Consider the following 17,694-nt stretch of genomic DNA (forward strand, 5'->3'; position numbering starts at 1 on the left):
CCATGGCCAGGTTCACCTTCCGCCTTCCCGACATCGGCGAAGGCATCGCCGAGGCAGAGATTGTCGCGCTGCACATCAAGGTCGGCGAACGCGTCGAGGAAGACCAGCCGGTCGCCGACATGATGACCGACAAGGCCACCGTCGAGATGGAATCGCCGGTCTCCGGCGTGGTGGTGGAGATCGCCGGAGACGTCGGCGACGTCGTCGCCATCGGCTCGACGCTGATGGTGGTGGAGACGGACGCGGTCGCGGGGGAGGCACTTGAAGAGGCCGTTCCGATTGCGACGGTTGAGGATGAGACAGCGGGTGCGGTAGAAATCACTGGGGCAGGCGCAAGCGAGCCTGAAAAGCCCTCTCCCCTTCAGGGGAGAGGGTTGGGAGAGGGGCCAGAGCGAAGCGAAGCGAGCGTAAGTGCCGCCCCCGCGCCACTGCCCCTCTCCCCAACCCTCTCCCCTGAAGGGGAGAGGGAGCCTATGCGCACCCTCGCATCCCCCGCCGTGCGCGATCGCGCCCGCGCGCTCCACATAGACCTTGCCCACGTCAAACCCGGCGAGGACGGCCGCATCCGCCACGCCGATCTCGATGCGTATCTGCGTTACAACAGCGGCGGCGGTTACAGCGCCGCCACCGCCCTGCGCGCCGATGAGGCTGTCCGCGTCATCGGCATGCGCCGCCGCATCGCGGAGAATATGGCGGCATCGAAACGCGCCATCCCGCACTTCACCTATGTCGAGGAGATGGAGGTCACCGCGCTGGAAAGCATGCGCGCCGATCTCAACGCCAACCGCGGCGGGCGCCCCAAGCTGACCATGCTGCCTTTCCTGATAGTCGCCATCTGCCGCACGCTGCCGCAATTCCCGATGATCAACGCCCGCTACGATGACGAGGCGGGCGTGGTGACGCGGCACGGCGCCGTGCATCTGGGCATGGCGACACAGACCGACGCCGGCCTGATGGTGCCGGTGATCCGCGACGCACAGGCAAAGAACGTCTGGCAACTCGCCAGCGAAATCACCCGGCTGGCCGAGGCCGCCCGCACCGGCAAGGCCAGGTCGGAGGAACTCTCCGGCTCCACCCTCACCATCACCTCGCTCGGCCCGCTCGGCGGCATCGCGACGACGCCGGTGATCAACCGGCCCGAAGTCGCGATCATCGGCCCCAACAAGATCGTCGAGCGTCCCGTCTTCGACGGCGACGACATCCGCCGCGCCAAGCTGATGAACCTGTCGATAAGCTGCGACCACCGCGTCGTCGACGGCTGGGATGCGGCGAGTTTCGTGCAGGCGCTAAAGAAGCTGGTAGAGACGCCGGTGTTGCTGTTTGCGGATTGACAACAACCCGTCGCCCCGGACTTGATCCGGGGCCGCTATCGATTTGCCACAGCCCGCGTCACATCCTGTCGCTGAAAATCGGCTTGCGGATGTCCTGCTCGCATGTCAGCATCTCGACATGAGCAAGTTGGCTATTGGTCTCGCCTTGTTTGCGGCTTTCCTATGGTCCCAAACCGGCCAATCCCGTGTCTTTGATCGACTGATTGTAACCGATGAAGTTCAAATAGCCGCCGTATCTGCGGATCCATTGGCGGTGTCCGGTGTGGTCGCAACCGCTGTAGTCGTTTCCGGTGTCACCGAGGACGGCCTCTCCACCTTCTACATGCCATATCTGTATGTCGGGCAAGCTAAGCCTGAGGTGGACCAGATTTGCCAAATTAGATGGTATTGGCATGATGATTTCGATTGGATGACGGTCAGGGGCAGCGCACGGAATGTCAGACTGATAAACCAGTATTCATGCGGATAGCCACTGCCTTTGTTTTTTGCGCGGCTCTGGGAGGTTGTGACTCCCCTACTGCAGTTTCCGTGGCCCTAGCCAATAGCTCTTTGAAATCGGCGGCTACTGTAAGCGTCGATAACGAGTTTATCGGCGAGTATCTTTGCACGGTCGTCGAGAGAGCAGCCATTGAGCGGCTTCATCTGGAAAATGCAGGACCACCCGAGGCTACTTCCGAACCGAGGTTCGGGACACCACCCCCGACCCGATTCAAAATCGGCATCTCGGCAGGGCAGGATCGAACCTTGCGGCTGATTGAGCTGCCTTATGACGGGTCTGATCGGGATCAGACCGATTGGGGCACACAGAACAGTGTAATACATGGCACTTACTCGGGCACGAACGGCTCATTCAGATCGGCCCTCGACGACCCTGAGGCCTACTTTGTGCTTGGCGCGACGACGGTCCGCCCACATGCGGATGGGAACCGGGAATTTTACCATTCCGGCTTTGCGTGGGCCGGCGGCGAAGACAAGGTGCTCTCGGTTCGTTGGGGTCATTGCAAGAGCATCTGACGTGCCGTCCGCGGGCTAACGCAAGTCACCCCCACTTTACCCTTGCCCTCCATCGCCAGCCGTCTGACAAGGGCGCATGACCCGTTCGCTTCTTCTCGCCACCGCCCTGATCCTCACCACCCCTGCGACAGCGCAGCAATCGGCCCGTCCGGAGGCTGCGGCGCCTGAGGCGCATGTCTCGGAGGCGCGGCTGCGTGCCGATGTCGAGACGCTGGTCGGCTTCGGCACGCGCCATACGCTGTCGGATCAGGAGCACCCGACCCGCGGGATCGGCGCTGCGCGGCGCTGGGCGGAGGCGGAATTCCGTCGCATTTCCGATAGCTGCGGCGGCTGCCTGACCATCCAGCTGCCCGAGGAGATGATCCAGGGCAACCGCGTTCCCGTGCCCACCCGCCTCGTCAACGTCCTCGCCATCCAGCCCGGCAGCGAGCGCCCGGACGAAGTGGTGATCATCTCCGCGCACATCGACAGCCGCGTGTCCGATCCGATGGACGCGACCAGCGACGCGCCCGGCGCCAATGACGATGCCTCGGGTACCGCAGCGGTGATCGAGGCGGCACGCGCGCTCTCGCGCCACCGTTTCCCCACCACCATCGTCTATGCCGTGCTCTCCGGAGAGGAGCAGGGGCTGTACGGCGGCCAACTGCTCGCCCGCCATGCCGCGGCACAGGGCTGGACGGTCAAGGCGGTGCTCAACAATGATATTATCGGCGGCTCGCGCGGTTCGGACGGGCTCGTCGATGACACCACCGTGCGCGTCTTCAGCCAGGGACCGCGCGCCGATGCAGACGATGCCCTGCGCGCCCGCGCCCGGCGCGAAGGCGGGGAGAATGACAGCCCGTCGCGCAACCTCTCGCGCTGGCTCGATGCCCTCGCCGACAGCCGCCCCGGCACGCTCGACGTCCGCCAGATATGGCGCTCGGACCGGTTCGGCCGCGGCGGTGACCAGTTGCCGCAGCATGAGGCGGGCTATCCGGCGATCCGCTTTTCGGTCGGCATCGAAAATTACAACCACCAGCATCAGGACCTGCGTACCGAAAACGGCGTGGTCTATGGCGACACCATCGACCAGATGGACTTTCCCTATCTGGCCCGTGTCACCGCGCTCAACGTCCGCGCGCTCGCCACGCTCGCCCGCACGGCCATGCCGCCGGCGCCGACAGTGCAGGGGGCGGTCTCCGCCGACACCACGCTGGCGTGGCAGCCGGTGCGCGGTGCCGCCAGCTACCGCATCTACCGCCGCGCCACCGACACCCGCGACTGGACCCAGCCGATCGACGTGCCGGGCGACGCCATTGGCGACAATGGCCAACTCTCGGTCACCTTGCAGGGCGTGCGCGTCGACGATCTGGTGTTCGGCGTGTCCTCGCTGTCGGTCGACGACATCGAAAGCCCCGTCGCCTCCGCAGTCCCCGGCGGCGCTTTCCTGCCTTTGCCGCGGGCCACTCCATGAAATATTGTTCGCGCCAAGTCGCCAAGACGCCGAGATGATGGAGCCTGACGCAGAGCTCGATGCGATTGCGCGAACGGTGGTGGACACTGCTTTCAGATTGCACCGGGACCTTGGTCCCGGCCTTCTGGAATCCGCATACGAAGCATTATTGTCGGCAAAACTGGCTTCGTTGGGGCTGCATGTCGAACGGCAAGTGCCGATTGACGCTCGGTTTGAGGACATCGATCTTCCGGCAGCGTATCGCGTTGATCTGCTCGTCGAACCAGCCGTCGTCATCGAGATAAAGTCGGTCGAACACCCTTCGCCAGCCCATGCTAAGCAGGTGTTGACCTATCTGAAGCTGGGTCATTTCCCGCTCGGTTTCGTCATCAATTTTGGAGCACCGATGTTCAAAGATGGTATCAAGCGCCTGATCAACAACACTGTTCCCTTGGCGTCTTGGCGACTTGGCGCGAACAAAAATTCCTCCAATGCCTCGTAAAGCCACCCACCCCGGCCTCCCCACCCGCGAAGCCATCCTGGATTTCATCCAGAAGTCCCGTGAACCCGCCGGCAAGCGGGAGATTGCCAAGGCGTTCGGGGTGCGCGGGCCGGACAAGGTGCAGCTCAAGAAGCTGCTCAAGGACATGGCGGAGGAAGGGCTGATCGACGGCAGCAAGACCGCCTATCACCGCATGGGCGGCCTGCCCAAGGTCACCGTGCTGCGCATCGCCGATATCGAAGGCAGCGCCCCGCTCGCGGTGCCCGAGCGCTGGGAGGCGGGTACGCCGCCGCCACGTGTGCGGGTGATCGAAAAGGGCCGCCGCGGCGCGCTCGGCGTGGGCGATCGCATCCTTGCCCGCATCGAGGACGCCGGCTCGGGCCAGGTGGCTCATCCCATCCGCAAGCTCGAAGCAAGCGCCGAGGAAGTGATCGGCGTGCTCGCCTCTGAGGTCGGCCCCGGTGGCAAGCCGCTGCTGTGGCTGCGCTCGGTCGACAAGCGCAACCGCCGCGAATGGCCGGTCGCAGAAGCTGGCGCGGCAGGCGAGGGCGATCTGGTGCTCGCCCGGCTTACCGGAAAGGCTCCGCGCCAGCGTGCCGAAGTGACCGAACGGCTCGGCGACCCCTTCGCCCCGCGCGCGCTCAGCCTGATCGCCATCCACAAATATGATCTGCCGCATGTCTTCAGCGAGGAGACGCTTGCCGAAGCCGAGCGGGTGGCAAAGCTGTCGCTCGAGGATGACAAGCGCGAGGACCTGACCCACATACCGATCATCGCCATCGACCCGCGCGATGCGCGCGATCATGACGATGCCATCTGGGCCACGCCCGACGACGATCCCGCCAATCCCGGCGGCTACCGCGCGATTGTCGCCATCGCCGACGTCAGCTTCTACGTCCGCCCGGGCGGCGCGCTGGACCGCGAGGCGCGGCGGCGCGGCAATAGCGTCTATTTCCCGGATCAGGTCGTGCCGATGCTGCCGCATGTCCTGTCCTCGGGCGTCTGCTCGCTCAAGCAGGGGGAAGACCGCGCCGCGCTCGCCTGCCATCTGCGCATCGACAAGGCTGGCAAGGTCAGCGACTGGCGCTTCACCCGCGCCCGCGTCCGGCTCGTGGCGAACATCGCCTATGAGGATGCGCAGGCGATGGTGGATGGCGTTTTTCCCCCCTCCGCTGAAGGGGAGGGGCATTTAGAGCCCCTCCAGCACCTCTGGGCTGCCTGGAAGCTCCTCGCCAAAGCCCGCGCCGCGCGTGCGCCGCTCGATCTCGACCTGCCCGAACGCCAGGTGATGCTCGACGAAAAGGGCCGCATCGCCGAAGTCAAGGTGCGCGACCGGCTCGATGCGCACCGCGTCGTCGAGGATTTCATGATCGCTGCCAACGTCGCCGCCGCGAAGGCGCTGGAGGCGAAGAAATCGCCGGTCATGTACCGTGTCCACGAGCCGCCGGCGCGGGAGAAGCTCGTCGCGCTCAAGGAATTCCTGTCCACCTACGACATGAATTTCGCGCTCGGCCAGGTCATCACCCCCGCCACCTTCAACCGGCTGCTGTCCGCCTTCGACGAGCCTGAGGCACGGCAGCGGATGATGGAACAGCTGCTGCGCACCCAGACCCAGGCCTATTATTCGCCGGTCAATGCCGGCCACTTCGGCCTCGCGCTCGGCTCCTACGGCCATTTCACCTCGCCGATCCGCCGCTATGCCGATCTGCTCGTCCACCGCGCACTGGTCGCCGCTTATGGCCTTGAGGCCCCGAAACCGAAGGACAGGGCGATCCCGCCGGTCACCGCGCTGTCGAAAGAGGATGGCGCCCAGTTCGCCCGCACGGGAGAGGTGATCTCCGCCGCCGAACGCCGCGCGATGGAGGCCGAGCGCGAAACCATCGACCGCTATGTCGCCGCCTATCTGTCCGAAAAGGTCGGCGAGGTGCTGCCGACGCGCATCACCGGGGTGCAGCCGTTCGGCTTCTTCGCGCAGGTCGATGGCCTCGGCGGCGACGGCCTGGTCCCCGCCGCGACGCTGGGCGACGAATATTTCCGCTATGACGAGGCGACCCAGTCACTCATCGGCGAGCATAGCGGCATGCGTTTCCAGTCCGGGCAGCGGCTCGACCTCAGGCTGACCGAAGCCAATCCGCTGACCGGCAGCCTCGCCTTTGCGCTCCCCGATGCGCCGCCGGAACAGGGCAGGGGCCCCGCCGGTCGCAGCGGCCGCGTCCGGCCCGGCGCCAAGCCGGGCGGCCCGCGGCCGCTCAACCGGCGCGGAAGGCCTCCGAACATCCGCCATCGGTCACGATAGGGTCCTTCCCGGCACGACGGTTCAAACAAATCAGGACAGGCGCTAACTCAGCCGGTCCAGCTGCTCGACACTCAAACTCCCCGGCACGATCATCACCGGCACGGGCAGCTTGCCGGCGTCCGCGCCGGCAAAATGCGATACCAGCGGACCCGGCGGGCCTTCCTCGGCGGCGCCCAGCACCAGCGCGGCGATGCTGTGGTCGGTCAGCAATATCTCGCGGATGATCTCGGCGGCATCGCCCTGCGCCACGGTGACGCTGGGGTGGATGCCGCACAATTCATGCACCTGCGCAGCGGCAGCGGCCGCCACCGCTTCGGCCTTCTCGCGCGCCTCGGCCTCGATCGTCGCCTGCACCCCGCCCCAGGCGACGAACGCCGGCTTCTCCAGCGCCACGACGAAATGGACATTGCCACCGGTACGCGCCGCGCGGCGTGAGGCAAAGCGCTGCGCCAGCCGCGATTCCTCGCTATCGTCGATCACGACCAGATATGTGCGCATGACGCTGCCCTTGCTGCTTCCCCCGCGGCGATGCTGGGCCAGCATTCGTATAAACGCAAGCATGCGCTCATGCGGGCCGGTTTAAACAACTTGACCGCCCTAACGGAAATGGGGACAGAAACGTGCAGGGAGCGCCGCGCCGGAGGGGAGCCGCCGGGGCCAAGCGCGCAGCAGCGAAGGACAGCAGCCCGTCATGGCGATCGAACTCAAGATGCCCGCCCTCTCGCCCACGATGGAGGAAGGCACGCTCGCCCGCTGGCTGGTCAAGGAAGGTGACAGCGTCGCTTCCGGCGATCTGCTCGCCGAGATCGAGACCGACAAGGCGACAATGGAATTCGAGTCGATCGACGAGGGCGTCATCGGCAAGATTCTGGTTCCTGCGGGAACGGAGAATGTGAAGGTCGGCACCGTCATCGCCATCATCGGTGGTGAGGGAGAGGATGTGGGGGCGGTCACGGCACCGGCGACCGGGGATGCAGCGCCCGCATCAACAACCCAACCCGCAAGTGCTGAGCCTGTCGAAGCACGCCTCCCGACCGAGAGCCGCCCTTCGACAGCGACCCGTCGGGAGCCAGGGCTAACGGGTTCGGGTTCAAGCGGCGCGCGCATCATTGCCTCCCCGCTCGCCAAGCGCATCGCCGCCGAACGTGGTGTCGACCTTTCCACGCTCACCGGCACCGGCCCCAACGGCCGCATCGTCAAGGCCGATGTCGAGGGCGCAAAGCCCGGCGCAGCACCAGCCGCCGCTCCGGCACCGGCCGCAGCCCCCGTCGCCGCGCCCGCTGCTGCAGCGCCAGCGCCTGCCGCAGAGGCCGCCAAGCCTTTCACCACCGACATCCCGCACACCGCCGAAAAGCTCAGCGGGATGCGCAAGACCATCGCCCGCCGCCTCAGCCAGTCGATGCAGGACGCGCCGCACATCTACCTCAGCGTCGACATCCGCCTCGACGCGCTCTTGAAGCTGCGCGGGGAGCTCAACAAGGCCCTCGAAGGGCAGGGCATCAAGCTCTCGGTCAACGACCTGCTCATCAAGGCGCTGGCCAAGGCACTGATTCAGGTCCCGAAATGCAATGTCAGCTTCGCCGGAGACCAGATGATCAGCTACCATCGCGCTGACATCTCGGTCGCGGTCAGCATCCCCACCGGCCTGATCACCCCGATCATCACCGACGCCGGCTCCAAATCGGTGTCCGCCATCTCCACCGAAATGGCCGCGCTGGCGGAGAAGGCCAAGGCCGGCAAGCTGCAGCCGCATGAATATCAGGGCGGCACCGCCTCCATCTCCAACATGGGGATGATGGGCATCAAACAGTTCACCGCCGTCATCAACCCGCCGCAGGGCATGATCATGGCCATCGGCGCAGGCGAAAAGCGGCCCTATGTGGTCGATGATGCGCTGGCGATTGCCACCGTGATGACCGCCACTGGCAGCTTCGATCATCGCGCGATTGATGGCGCGGATGGGGCGCAGTTGATGGCGGCGTTCAAGGGGTTGGTGGAGAACCCGTTGGGGTTGGTGGCGTAAAATGCGAAAACTTTTCATTGGCCTAGTCGGCACAATATTAACTGTATTCTTGACAGTCTACATTCAGGATTGGTTTGACACACAGCGTACTCAGACAAAATTTACACTTGAGACTCGCACTTATGAGAGAGATGTCAACATAGACAAGTCAACTTTGCATCAAGCGCTCTTAAATTCGTCTGAGTACAGTGAGCAAGTTGGTATTACGTTTGTTGATATCGAGAACGCAGGGAGTGAGCCGCTAACCGATCAGCGTGTCTCCGTTCGACCGCGGTATAGAACGTTGCAGCAAAATCCAATATTGGCTTATGGTACCGCTTCAGCGCCGGGTGGCACCGATGAAGGCCTTTCGATATCTCGTAATAGCAATGGAATAGTTGTTAGTTACGAAGTTTTAAATTCCAGAGAGCGTCATAGATTATGGTTGGTGCATGACGTTGGGACAATTTTTGAATTGGTTGCCCGGAAGCCCGGACTCAATGTCACGTCCTTAGATGATACGTTTTCAAATGAATCATTTTACGATAGGGATCCTATAGGATTCTGGACAGGACTATTTTTTGCTACTCTGTTTGTGTTTGGCTTTGGTGTGCTCGCTGGATGGGGAATTTTGGCTGACGAGTTGAAGCGGCGTGGGTTCGCAAGCGATGAGATTTTGAAGATTGAGCCGGAGACGCAATCATGACCATCGTCCAATACGACCTCATCGTCCTCGGCTCCGGCCCCGGCGGCTATGTCGCCGCAATCCGCGCAGCGCAACTCGGGCTCAAGACCGCGATTGTCGAGCGCGAGAATCTCGGCGGCATCTGCCTCAACTGGGGCTGCATCCCCACCAAGGCGTTGCTGCGTTCGGCGGAAATCTACCATTACATGCAGCACGCCGGCGCCTACGGCCTGACCGCGAGCAACATCAGCGCGGACATCGACGCGGTGGTCAAGCGCAGCCGCGGCGTTGCCAAGCAGCTCAATCAGGGGGTCACCCACCTGATGAAGAAGAACAAGATCGCCGTCCACATGGGCGATGGCGTTCTCAAATCCGCCAACACGCTCACCGTCACCAAAGACGGCAAGAGCGAGGACCTCACCGCGAGGCACATCATCCTCGCCACCGGAGCCCGCGCCCGCGATCTGCCCTTCGCGCCTGCCGACGGCAAACGCATCTGGACCTACCGCCACGCCATGGTGCCGCCGGAAATGCCGAGCAAGCTGCTGGTCATCGGCTCGGGCGCGATCGGCATCGAATTCGCCAGCTTCTACAATGACATGGGCGCGGAGGTGACCGTCGTCGAAATGCTCGACCGCATCGTGCCGGTCGAGGACGCCGACGTCTCCGCATTCCTCGAAAAGGCGCTGAAGAAGCAGGGCATGACCATCATGACCGGCGCAGGCGTCGAGAGCCTGAAGGCCACAGCCACCGGCGTCTCCGCCGCGATCAAGGCCAAGGACGGCACGGTCACCGCCAGCGACTTCAGCCACTGCATCGTCGCCATCGGCATCGTCCCCAACACCGAGAATATCGGGCTGGAGGCGCTCGGCGTCACCACCGACCGCGGCTTCCTCAAGACCGATCCGATGTGCCGCACCAATGTCCCCGGCCTGTGGGCGATCGGCGACATCACCGCCCCGCCTTGGCTGGCGCACAAGGCCAGCCACGAAGGCGTCATCGCCGCCGAAGCCATCGCCGCCGAATTGGGCAACACAGACGTCCACCCGCACGCGATGGACCCGCGCAACATCCCCGGCTGCACCTATTGCCACCCGCAAGTCGCCAGCGTCGGCCTGACAGAAGCCAAGGCGAAAGAGGCGGGCTACGATCTCAAGGTCGGCACCTTCCCCTTCATCGGCAACGGCAAGGCCATCGCGCTGGGCGAAGCCGAGGGCTTCATCAAGACCATTTTCGACGCGAAAACCGGCGAGCTGCTCGGCGCGCACATGATCGGCGCGGAAGTCACCGAACTGATCCAAGGGTACACCATCGGCAAGACCGCCGAGCTGGTCGAGGCCGACTTCATGCACACCGTCTTCCCGCACCCGACACTCAGCGAAATGATGCACGAGAGCGTGCTGGGGGCGTACGGCAAGATGCTGCATATGTGAGAGAAGGTGTCGCCCATTTGCGACTGAGCGCAGAGGAGGGTATCCCTCCACCTAATCGAAGTTCTGCGTGCGTCGACCTTTGATTTGCCGTCGGATGTCGGCTGCCAAGAGGGCATCCTGCGGGTCGCCCGTCGCAATCAACCGGCGTTGCTCTGCCCGCATCAGGGCGTTCCGCTCGCTACGCGGCAATCGTGCAACAGAGGCGTAATAGCGCACTGCCCGAACCCATAGTGCGTCGGCATTGGGAACGTCCTCAAGAGTGCGCGCAAATGCTGAATCGATAATGGCCCAGCGCCCGTCCGCATCGCGCGTGACGAACAGCAAGAGCAGCATTCCCCTATCGAAAACATAACGGCTGCACCCCCCCGCAAATGCGTCCGGGTTGGCGTTTCTCAAGTCATTGGGATTGCTTGGCTGGGCTCGAAACTGATCATTGCTGTGAAACCCAGAAAGTGTCAGGTCGGTCGGCAGCGTATCACCAGCAATCAGTGTTTCCGGTTCCAGCACCACACGCCCCAAATCATAGCTTTCCGTCCCCGGTATATGGTCGCCGACGCGGGCGAGGATGATGGCGTCGGCTCGTTCCGTCAGTTCGAGCGCAGTCGGGACTTGGTAGCCGGGCACAACAGAGCAAGCCTGGGCAGTCGCACTTGCGAAAATCAGTGCAGCTCCGATCACGGGAAGCAGGCGGTTGCGCAGCATATATTGTTTCCTCCAGCAGGCGGCTTGCATTGATATTTTGGCATAATGAGACGTGCAATTGCTTATCATCGTGATACGAGACCGCATGGCTCTCGGCACCCACGATTTCGCACCCGATCCGCGCAACGACGCGATCCTCATCAACGTCAACGGCAGGCTGACCCCGCGCGCGGAAGCTGCAGTCTCGGTCTTCGATTCCGGCTTCATGCTCGGCGATGGCGTGTGGGAGGGGTTGCGCGTTCACCAGGGCCGCATTGCCTTCCTCGACCAGCATCTCGATCGTCTGGCGGAGGGCTCGAAAGCCATTGCCATGGACATCGGCATCTCGCGTGAGGAGCTCGAGCAGCGGCTGTATGCGACCATCGACGCCAATGGCATGGACAGTTGCCACATCCGCCTGATGGTCACCCGCGGCATCCGCTCGACCCCCTATCAGGACCCGCGCGTCGTCGTCTCGCCCGCCACCATCGTCATCATCGCCGAGCACAAGGACCCGCTTCCCGCCACCGTCGAACGCGGCCTAAGCCTGTTCACCGTCCACGTCCGGCGCGGCGATCCGGCGGTGCAGGACCCCAAGCTCAACTCGCACTCCAAACTCAACTGCATCACCGCCTGCATCCAAGCGGCACAGGCGGGCGCGGACGAGGCGCTGATGCTCGATCCGCACGGCTTCGTCGCCACCTGCAACTCTACCCATTTCTTCATCGTCCGGCGCGGTGAGGTGTGGACCTCGACCGGCGACTACTGCCTCGGCGGCATCACCCGCGCCAACGTCATCGCGCTGTGCCGGGAAAATGGCATCCCTGTGTTCGAGCGCAATTTCTCTCTCACAGATGTCTATGGCGCGGATGAGGCGTTCGTCACCGGCACCTTCGCCGGCGTCGTCCCCGCCCACACCGTCGACGGGCGGCAGTTGACCGAGGGCAGGGGACCGATGGTCGAACGGCTGCAAACGCTCTACCGCGCGCTGATCGAGCGCGATGTGGCGGGACGGGGGCGGCCGTGAAGCATAACCGTCTTTGCGAGCGCAGCGAAGCAATCCAGAGTCGGCTTAAACCGCCCCTCGATTGCTTCGCTGCGCTCGCAATGACGTCGTTAAGAATAACTCGCCCATGACCGTCCGCATCGCCATGTGGTCCGGCCCGCGCAACATCTCCACCGCGATGATGCGCAGCTTCGGTGCCCGCGCCGACACTTTCGTCAGCGACGAGCCCTTCTACGGCGCCTTCCTCAAGGACAGCGGCGCGCCGCATCCGATGGCGGCAGAGGTCATCGCCGACATGGACTGCGACTGGTCGAGCGTTGCCGCCACCCTCGCCGGGGACCCGCCGCAGGGGCAGGCGATCTGGTACCAGAAGCATATGACCCACCATATGGTCGGCCCCGTCCAGCCCGACGATCTGGCGGGCGTCACCCACGCCTTCCTGATCCGCGATCCGGCGCGCATGATCGCCAGCTATCTCGCCAAGCGCGAACTGGTTGCCGCCGACGAGCTCGGCCTGCGCACCCAGCGCGCATTCTTCGACCGTCAGGCCGACCGCCTCGGCCATGCCCCGCCGGTGATCGACAGCGGAGATGTGCTGAGCGACCCGGCCGGCACCCTGTCACGCCTCTGCACCGCACTCGGCATCGCCTGGGATCCCGCTATGCTGCGCTGGGCCACCGGGCCTCGCACCACCGACGGTATCTGGGCCAGCCACTGGTACAACCGCGTTACCGCCTCGACCGGCTTCGATGCGCCAGAGGAAAAGCCGGTCGATCTCCCACAGGAAGCCCTGCCGATCCTTGGCGAATGCCAGCCCCATTATGACTATCTCCGTCAATTCACTTTGTAGGCCGCTGGCCGAAGTGCTTGATATGAACGGGATCCCCTGCCACGCTCGGTCTGAAGCATGCGCCAGGGGCGCGATCTGCATCGGGGTAGGGCAATGGGTTCTCGGATAAATCTTGCAAATTTGCGCGCCGCCTCGCTGGCTGCGCTCGCCTTCGCCAGTCTCGGCTCTGTGCCCGCCGCCGCCGAGACGGTTATCACGGCGGCGCATATGGTCGATGTCCAGACCGGGCGCGTCGTCGACTATCCGGCGATTTTTGTCGGCGACGATGGCCGCATCACCTCAATCGCCGATGCCCGCACCGTCCGCTGGAGCAGCGACGTCACCCACATCGATCTGGGCGAGCGCACACTTTTGCCCGGCCTCATCGACATGCACGTCCATCTCGATGGCGTGCCGGAGATCGGCGGCTACAGCGGCCTGCAATATACCGACCGTTTCTGGGCCTTCATCGCCGCGCGCAACGCCCGCGCCATGCTCGACGCCGGTTTCACCACCGTCCGCAACGTCGGTTCAGACGATCTCAACGACGTCGGGCTCGAGCAGGCGATCGACGCCGGCTATGCCATTGGCCCGCGCATCGTTCCCGCAGCCTATGCGCTCGGCGCCACCGGTGGCCATTGCGACGAGACCTTCCTGCCGCCCTCGCTCTATTCGCCGCCGCCCAGCATCGGCAACGGCCCCGACCAGTTGCGCACGCGGGTGCGCGAAATGCGCCGCATGGGGGCAGAGGTGATCAAGGTCTGCGCCACCGGCGGCGTGTTCAGCCGCAACACCGAACCCGGCCAGCAGCAATTGCGTGAGGAGGAACTGCGCGCGATTGCCGATGAGGCGCATATGTGGGGCATGCGTGTCGCCGCACATGCGCACGGCGCCGACGGCATCCATGCGGCCATCGCCGCGGGCATCGACACCATCGAACATGCCAGCCTGGTCGATGCGGAGGGCATCCGCGCTGCGGCGCGCCGCGAACGCCCTGTCTGGTTCTCGATGGACATTTTCAACACCGATTACACGCAGGCCGAAGGCGCGCGAAACGGCGTGATGGAAGACAATCTGCGCAAGGACCGCGAAGTCGCGCAGATCCAGCGCGACAATTTCCGCGCGGCCCACGCCGCCGGTGTGCGCATGGTGTTCGGATCGGACGCTGGCGTGATGCCCCATGCCTCGGCCGGCGGGCAATTCCGCGTCATGGTCGAATATGGCATGACCCCGCTGCAGGCGATCCAGGCCGCCACCGTCAACGCCGCGCAGGCGCTTGGGCGTGAAGCCGATGTCGGTGTAATCGCCGTCGGCCGCTACGCGGACATCATCGCGGTCGACGGCGATCCGCTCAGCAATGTGCGCGAACTCGAAAGCGTCGATGCCGTGATCAAAGGCGGGGTGCAGGTGGAGCGCGATCCGGCAATGCGGCGGTAAGCGGCCCGATTGCAGAAATACCCGTAGCCCTGAGCTTGTCGAAGGGCGTTTCTCGACACTGCGAAACGCCCTTCGACAAGCTCAGGGCTGCGGGCAATCCGCCGCCTTAGAGCGTGATGACGTTAGTTTGACCCACCGTGACGGAGTGGATTTTGGTGCAAGGCAAGGCGCGAGGAACGGAGCGGGGCTTTGCCCCCGCGACTGACGAGCAACGCCGCCTTGCGCCAAAAGCCGCCCGCCCCTTTGGGGTTGCCCTGAGCCGCCCGCCGGACTGCGTCACGTCGCTTGCACGGGCAACCGGCCCGCGCAGCGCGCCGTTCCTTGCCGACGAGCGGCACAGGGCAATCACGGTGGGTCAAACTAACGTCATCACGCTCTAGGTCGTAAACTCATAAAATGCGCGTTCGAGGTTCGAGGCCATTTTGTTCAGGGCAAGGAGGCAAGGCGAAGGAATATGTCGATATTTGAAGACTTGCCGACGCAGCCATGGACAAAATGGGTCGAACCCCTTCGGGGCGGCGAAATGGCTTCGATCTCGGGCCCACGCGGCCTTGCAGGTGGAACCACCACCCGCGGCGGCCACCTGAACCCGATATGTTCAGCTACGCTGGCCTTCGGCTCCGCCATTTCACCGCCTCGAACGTGCATTTTATGAGTTTACGACCTAATTCCGCAACCGCTCTATCGCCTGCGCCAGCGCGACATAGATCTTCCCGATATCGGAAGACAGCAAGGTCACCGTCAACGCGTCGCCTTCGGGCGCGTCGACCAGACGGCGCAGCATTGCCTCGAAATCGTGGATGTAGCGATTGACGAGGCCACGGAAGGCCTCGTCGCTGTCATAGCGCCGATGCACCTCGCGCGCCTCGGCATTGGTCAGCAGGCGCACCGTCCGCCGCGCGAACACGCTCCGATCCCCCTTGAACCACGCCTGCCAGGCATGGTCTGCAATCTCGCTATCGAGCACCCGGGCCAGATCGACCGATAGCGAGTGCAGCGCCTCGCTCGCCAGCGTCATCTGTCGCGCCAGGCTCTCGCCGTTGCGACGGTTGATAGTCTCGGCAAAGGCCGCGGCCCGCGCCTCCACCGCGTTGCTGCTGTCGCCGATAGCGGCCAATTGCCGGGCAATCCGGTCGGAGGCGTTCTCCGCTGCGGCCGTCGCCTGCCCGGCGCGCTCGGTCAGTGCCGCCAGTCGCTCGGCGGTAGTGTCGCCCAGCGCCTTGTCGATGGCAGCGGCGATGATGCGCTCGCTCTGCTGGCCGACGGTGGCCGCCGCATCGGCGATGCGCGCCTCGACCGCCGCAACGGTCTGGCCGGCAGCCGCAGCCTGCGTGTCGACGGCGGCGGCGAGGGCGGGCAGGGCGGACTCCTTGACCGCGGCAATCGATGCCGCCACCGCGTCCATGGCCGCGCCCAGCTCGGCAATGCGGCTGCCCTGTGCCTGCAACTGGCCTTCGCCGGCCGCGCTCAGTGCCGCGAGCTGCCGCGCCTGCTGGTCGAGCAACTGCTCGGCCTCGCCGATCTGCGCCAGCAGCGTCGCCGCGCCTGCGGCCCCCTGTTCGACCAGCGCCGGCAGCGCGTCGACCCGGCCGCGCACCGCCGCCACGCGCTCGTCGAGATCGGTCAACGCCTGCGGCAATGCCGCCTGGAACTGGGTCTCCATCGCCTCGAACTGGCCGCGCGCGGCGTCGATCCGCTCGCGGATGGCAGCCAGCGTCTCGCCGTTGCGCTCTCCGGCGGCGGTCAGGCCGTCGAGGCTGCGCGTCGTCTGCTCAATGCTTCCCGATACGGCTGCCAAACGCGCTTCGGCATCGCTGGCAAAGCTTGCAAGCCGCGTCTCGACAGACCCCAATTGCTCGCCCAGGGCCGCGCCCAGCGATCCGCTGCCTAGCGTCGCCCGGTCGATGACCGCCTCGAGCGCTGCTGCCTGCGTGCTGGCACCCGCTATGCGCTTTTCCAGCGCGCCGAGCTGCGCCTGGCCCGCCTGGTCGACCAGCGTGCGCGCGTCGGTCAGCCGTGCCTCCACCGAGGCGGTCGACGTCTCGATGCTCGCGGCGAGATCGGCCAGCATCGCCAGCGCCGCAACGCGCTGATCGTCGATCGCCTTGGATAGCTCTGCCACGGCCTTGCGCGAGCTTTCTTCGGCCGCCGATCCGCTGCCCGTCACCTCGGCGAGGCGCGCAGCGACGGCAGCCAGCGCCTCATCCGCCCGCCGCTCGACGTCGCCCAGTTCCTGGCGCACGGCGGCGAGCTGTTCTTCGAGCCGCCCGCCTTGCTGATAGGCCGAATGCGCTGCGCCCTGCAGCGTCTCGGCGATGCGGCGCGCAACATCCTCGGACTTGGGCAGCGCAACCGTCAGCCCGTCGAATTGCCGGGTGGCCTGCTCGACCTGGGCGAGCAGCTGCGCCGCCGTGCCCACCGTTTCGCGCAGCCCGCCGTCGAGCCGCATCGCGGCGGCTTCGATGGCCTCGGCATTGGCCGACACCGCCGCCCCGGTCGACGCTGCGCGCACGTCGAGCAGCTGCTGGGCGGATCGCCATTGCGCATCGACCGCCTGCAACCGCGCACCCAGCCGATCCTGCTCCTCGCGCAACGCGCCAAGCAACTGCAGATGGCGGGCGACCGAGCGGCTGCTGCCCCTTTCGATGGCGAGCCAGACCAGCAGCAGCAAGGCCAGCGGCATGGCGGCAACGGCCGTCCACTGCACAGCGGTGGCCGCATCGGGCAACGCCGCTCCGCGCCCGCTCATCACCCAGGCCACCGCGAACAGCCATGCGAGGCCAAGCATCGCCAGCAATCCGGCAAGCCAGGGCACCGTGCGGCCGCGCCTCCCTGCCACCGGCCCGTCCTCGGTCATCCCGCCCCCGCGCACCCAGTCGCGCGGATCGACCACGGGTTGCGGGGCAGGCGTTCGCGCCTCGGCGCCATTGTCGGGCTCGGGCAGTATCGATGCCGCGGTCAACTCCAGCGGCGCATCCTGCGCGTCAGGGCTTTCGGACGATTGCTCGGGCCAGATACCCACGATCTTGCGTTGCTTAACCATAAG

14 protein-coding genes are annotated in these 17,694 nt (G+C 65.0%); 11 read left to right on the plus strand and 3 right to left on the minus strand.

The genetic code is table 11. The features are described from left to right. The first annotated feature begins 2 nt into the window (after positions 1-2). The 5 genes from AC0QC4_RS08865 (at position 3) to AC0QC4_RS08885 (ending at position 6,575) form a co-directional block, all read left to right on the plus strand. Positions 3-1,331: a dihydrolipoamide acetyltransferase family protein gene (locus AC0QC4_RS08865; protein ID WP_483659476.1), complete on the plus strand. Its 1,329-nt coding sequence runs from the start codon at positions 3-5 to the stop codon at positions 1,329-1,331. A gap of 118 nt (positions 1,332-1,449) precedes the next feature. Continuing rightward, positions 1,450-1,800, plus strand: a complete 351-nt coding sequence (locus AC0QC4_RS08870) for a hypothetical protein (RefSeq protein WP_483659478.1) — start codon at positions 1,450-1,452, stop codon at positions 1,798-1,800. 621 nt (positions 1,801-2,421) lie between these two features. After that, positions 2,422-3,798 carry a M20/M25/M40 family metallo-hydrolase gene (locus AC0QC4_RS08875; RefSeq protein WP_483659480.1) on the plus strand — a complete coding sequence of 459 codons (1,377 nt, stop codon included), beginning with the start codon at positions 2,422-2,424 and terminating at the stop codon, positions 3,796-3,798. Positions 3,799-3,802: 4 nt separating this feature from the next. Then, positions 3,803-4,279, plus strand: a complete 477-nt coding sequence (locus AC0QC4_RS08880) for a GxxExxY protein (protein ID WP_483659482.1) — start codon at positions 3,803-3,805, stop codon at positions 4,277-4,279. Further along, complete coding sequence (locus AC0QC4_RS08885) at positions 4,269-6,575, plus strand: ribonuclease R family protein (protein WP_483659484.1); 2,307 nt, start codon at positions 4,269-4,271, stop codon at positions 6,573-6,575. The genes AC0QC4_RS08880 and AC0QC4_RS08885 overlap by 11 nt, the downstream gene beginning before the upstream one ends. Positions 6,576-6,617: 42 nt before the next feature. Here AC0QC4_RS08885 and AC0QC4_RS08890 read toward each other — a convergent pair whose 3' ends face one another. Beyond that, positions 6,618-7,073, minus strand: a complete 456-nt coding sequence (locus AC0QC4_RS08890) for a universal stress protein (protein ID WP_483659486.1) — start codon at positions 7,071-7,073, stop codon at positions 6,618-6,620. A 193-nt stretch (positions 7,074-7,266) separates the two neighbouring features. Here AC0QC4_RS08890 and AC0QC4_RS08895 point away from each other — a divergent pair, with 193 nt between their 5' ends. Genes AC0QC4_RS08895 through lpdA form a run of 3 tightly spaced genes read left to right on the plus strand, consistent with a single transcriptional unit; the run spans position 7,267 to position 10,695 of the window. Next, on the plus strand, positions 7,267-8,598 hold the full coding sequence (locus AC0QC4_RS08895) for a pyruvate dehydrogenase complex dihydrolipoamide acetyltransferase (RefSeq protein ID WP_483659488.1): 1,332 nt from the start codon (positions 7,267-7,269) through the stop codon (positions 8,596-8,598). 49 nt (positions 8,599-8,647) lie between these two features. Then, entirely contained in the window at positions 8,648-9,283 is a 636-nt protein-coding gene (locus AC0QC4_RS08900; protein ID WP_483659490.1) for a hypothetical protein, read from the plus strand. Continuing rightward, positions 9,280-10,695 (plus strand): dihydrolipoyl dehydrogenase, encoded by a 1,416-nt coding sequence (gene lpdA / locus AC0QC4_RS08905; RefSeq protein WP_483659492.1) that lies wholly within the window; start codon positions 9,280-9,282, stop codon positions 10,693-10,695. The genes AC0QC4_RS08900 and lpdA overlap by 4 nt, the downstream gene beginning before the upstream one ends. Before the next feature lie 51 nt (positions 10,696-10,746). On the opposite strand, the gene AC0QC4_RS08910 is transcribed toward lpdA, so the two are convergent. Continuing rightward, positions 10,747-11,397 (minus strand): hypothetical protein, encoded by a 651-nt coding sequence (locus tag AC0QC4_RS08910; protein ID WP_483659494.1) that lies wholly within the window; start codon positions 11,395-11,397, stop codon positions 10,747-10,749. Between the two features lie 85 nt (positions 11,398-11,482). On the opposite strand from AC0QC4_RS08910, the gene AC0QC4_RS08915 reads away from it, so the two are divergent. The 3 genes from AC0QC4_RS08915 (at position 11,483) to AC0QC4_RS08925 (ending at position 14,648) form a co-directional block, all read left to right on the plus strand. Then, entirely contained in the window at positions 11,483-12,403 is a 921-nt protein-coding gene (locus tag AC0QC4_RS08915) for an aminotransferase class IV (RefSeq protein ID WP_483659496.1), read from the plus strand. 106 nt (positions 12,404-12,509) lie between these two features. After that, the gene (locus AC0QC4_RS08920; RefSeq protein WP_483659498.1) at positions 12,510-13,232 is read left to right on the plus strand and encodes a sulfotransferase-like domain-containing protein; all 723 of its coding nucleotides are present in this window, start codon (positions 12,510-12,512) and stop codon (positions 13,230-13,232) included. A 93-nt stretch (positions 13,233-13,325) separates the two neighbouring features. Continuing rightward, positions 13,326-14,648: a Xaa-Pro dipeptidase gene (locus AC0QC4_RS08925; protein WP_483659501.1), complete on the plus strand. Its 1,323-nt coding sequence runs from the start codon at positions 13,326-13,328 to the stop codon at positions 14,646-14,648. A 664-nt stretch (positions 14,649-15,312) separates the two neighbouring features. On the opposite strand, the gene AC0QC4_RS08930 is transcribed toward AC0QC4_RS08925, so the two are convergent. Continuing rightward, positions 15,313-17,691 carry a coiled-coil domain-containing protein gene (locus AC0QC4_RS08930; RefSeq protein ID WP_483659503.1) on the minus strand — a complete coding sequence of 793 codons (2,379 nt, stop codon included), beginning with the start codon at positions 17,689-17,691 and terminating at the stop codon, positions 15,313-15,315. Between the last annotated feature and the right edge of the window lie 3 nt (positions 17,692-17,694).

The sequence above is a fragment of the Sphingomonas sp. jy18 genome, from assembly GCF_056931895.1.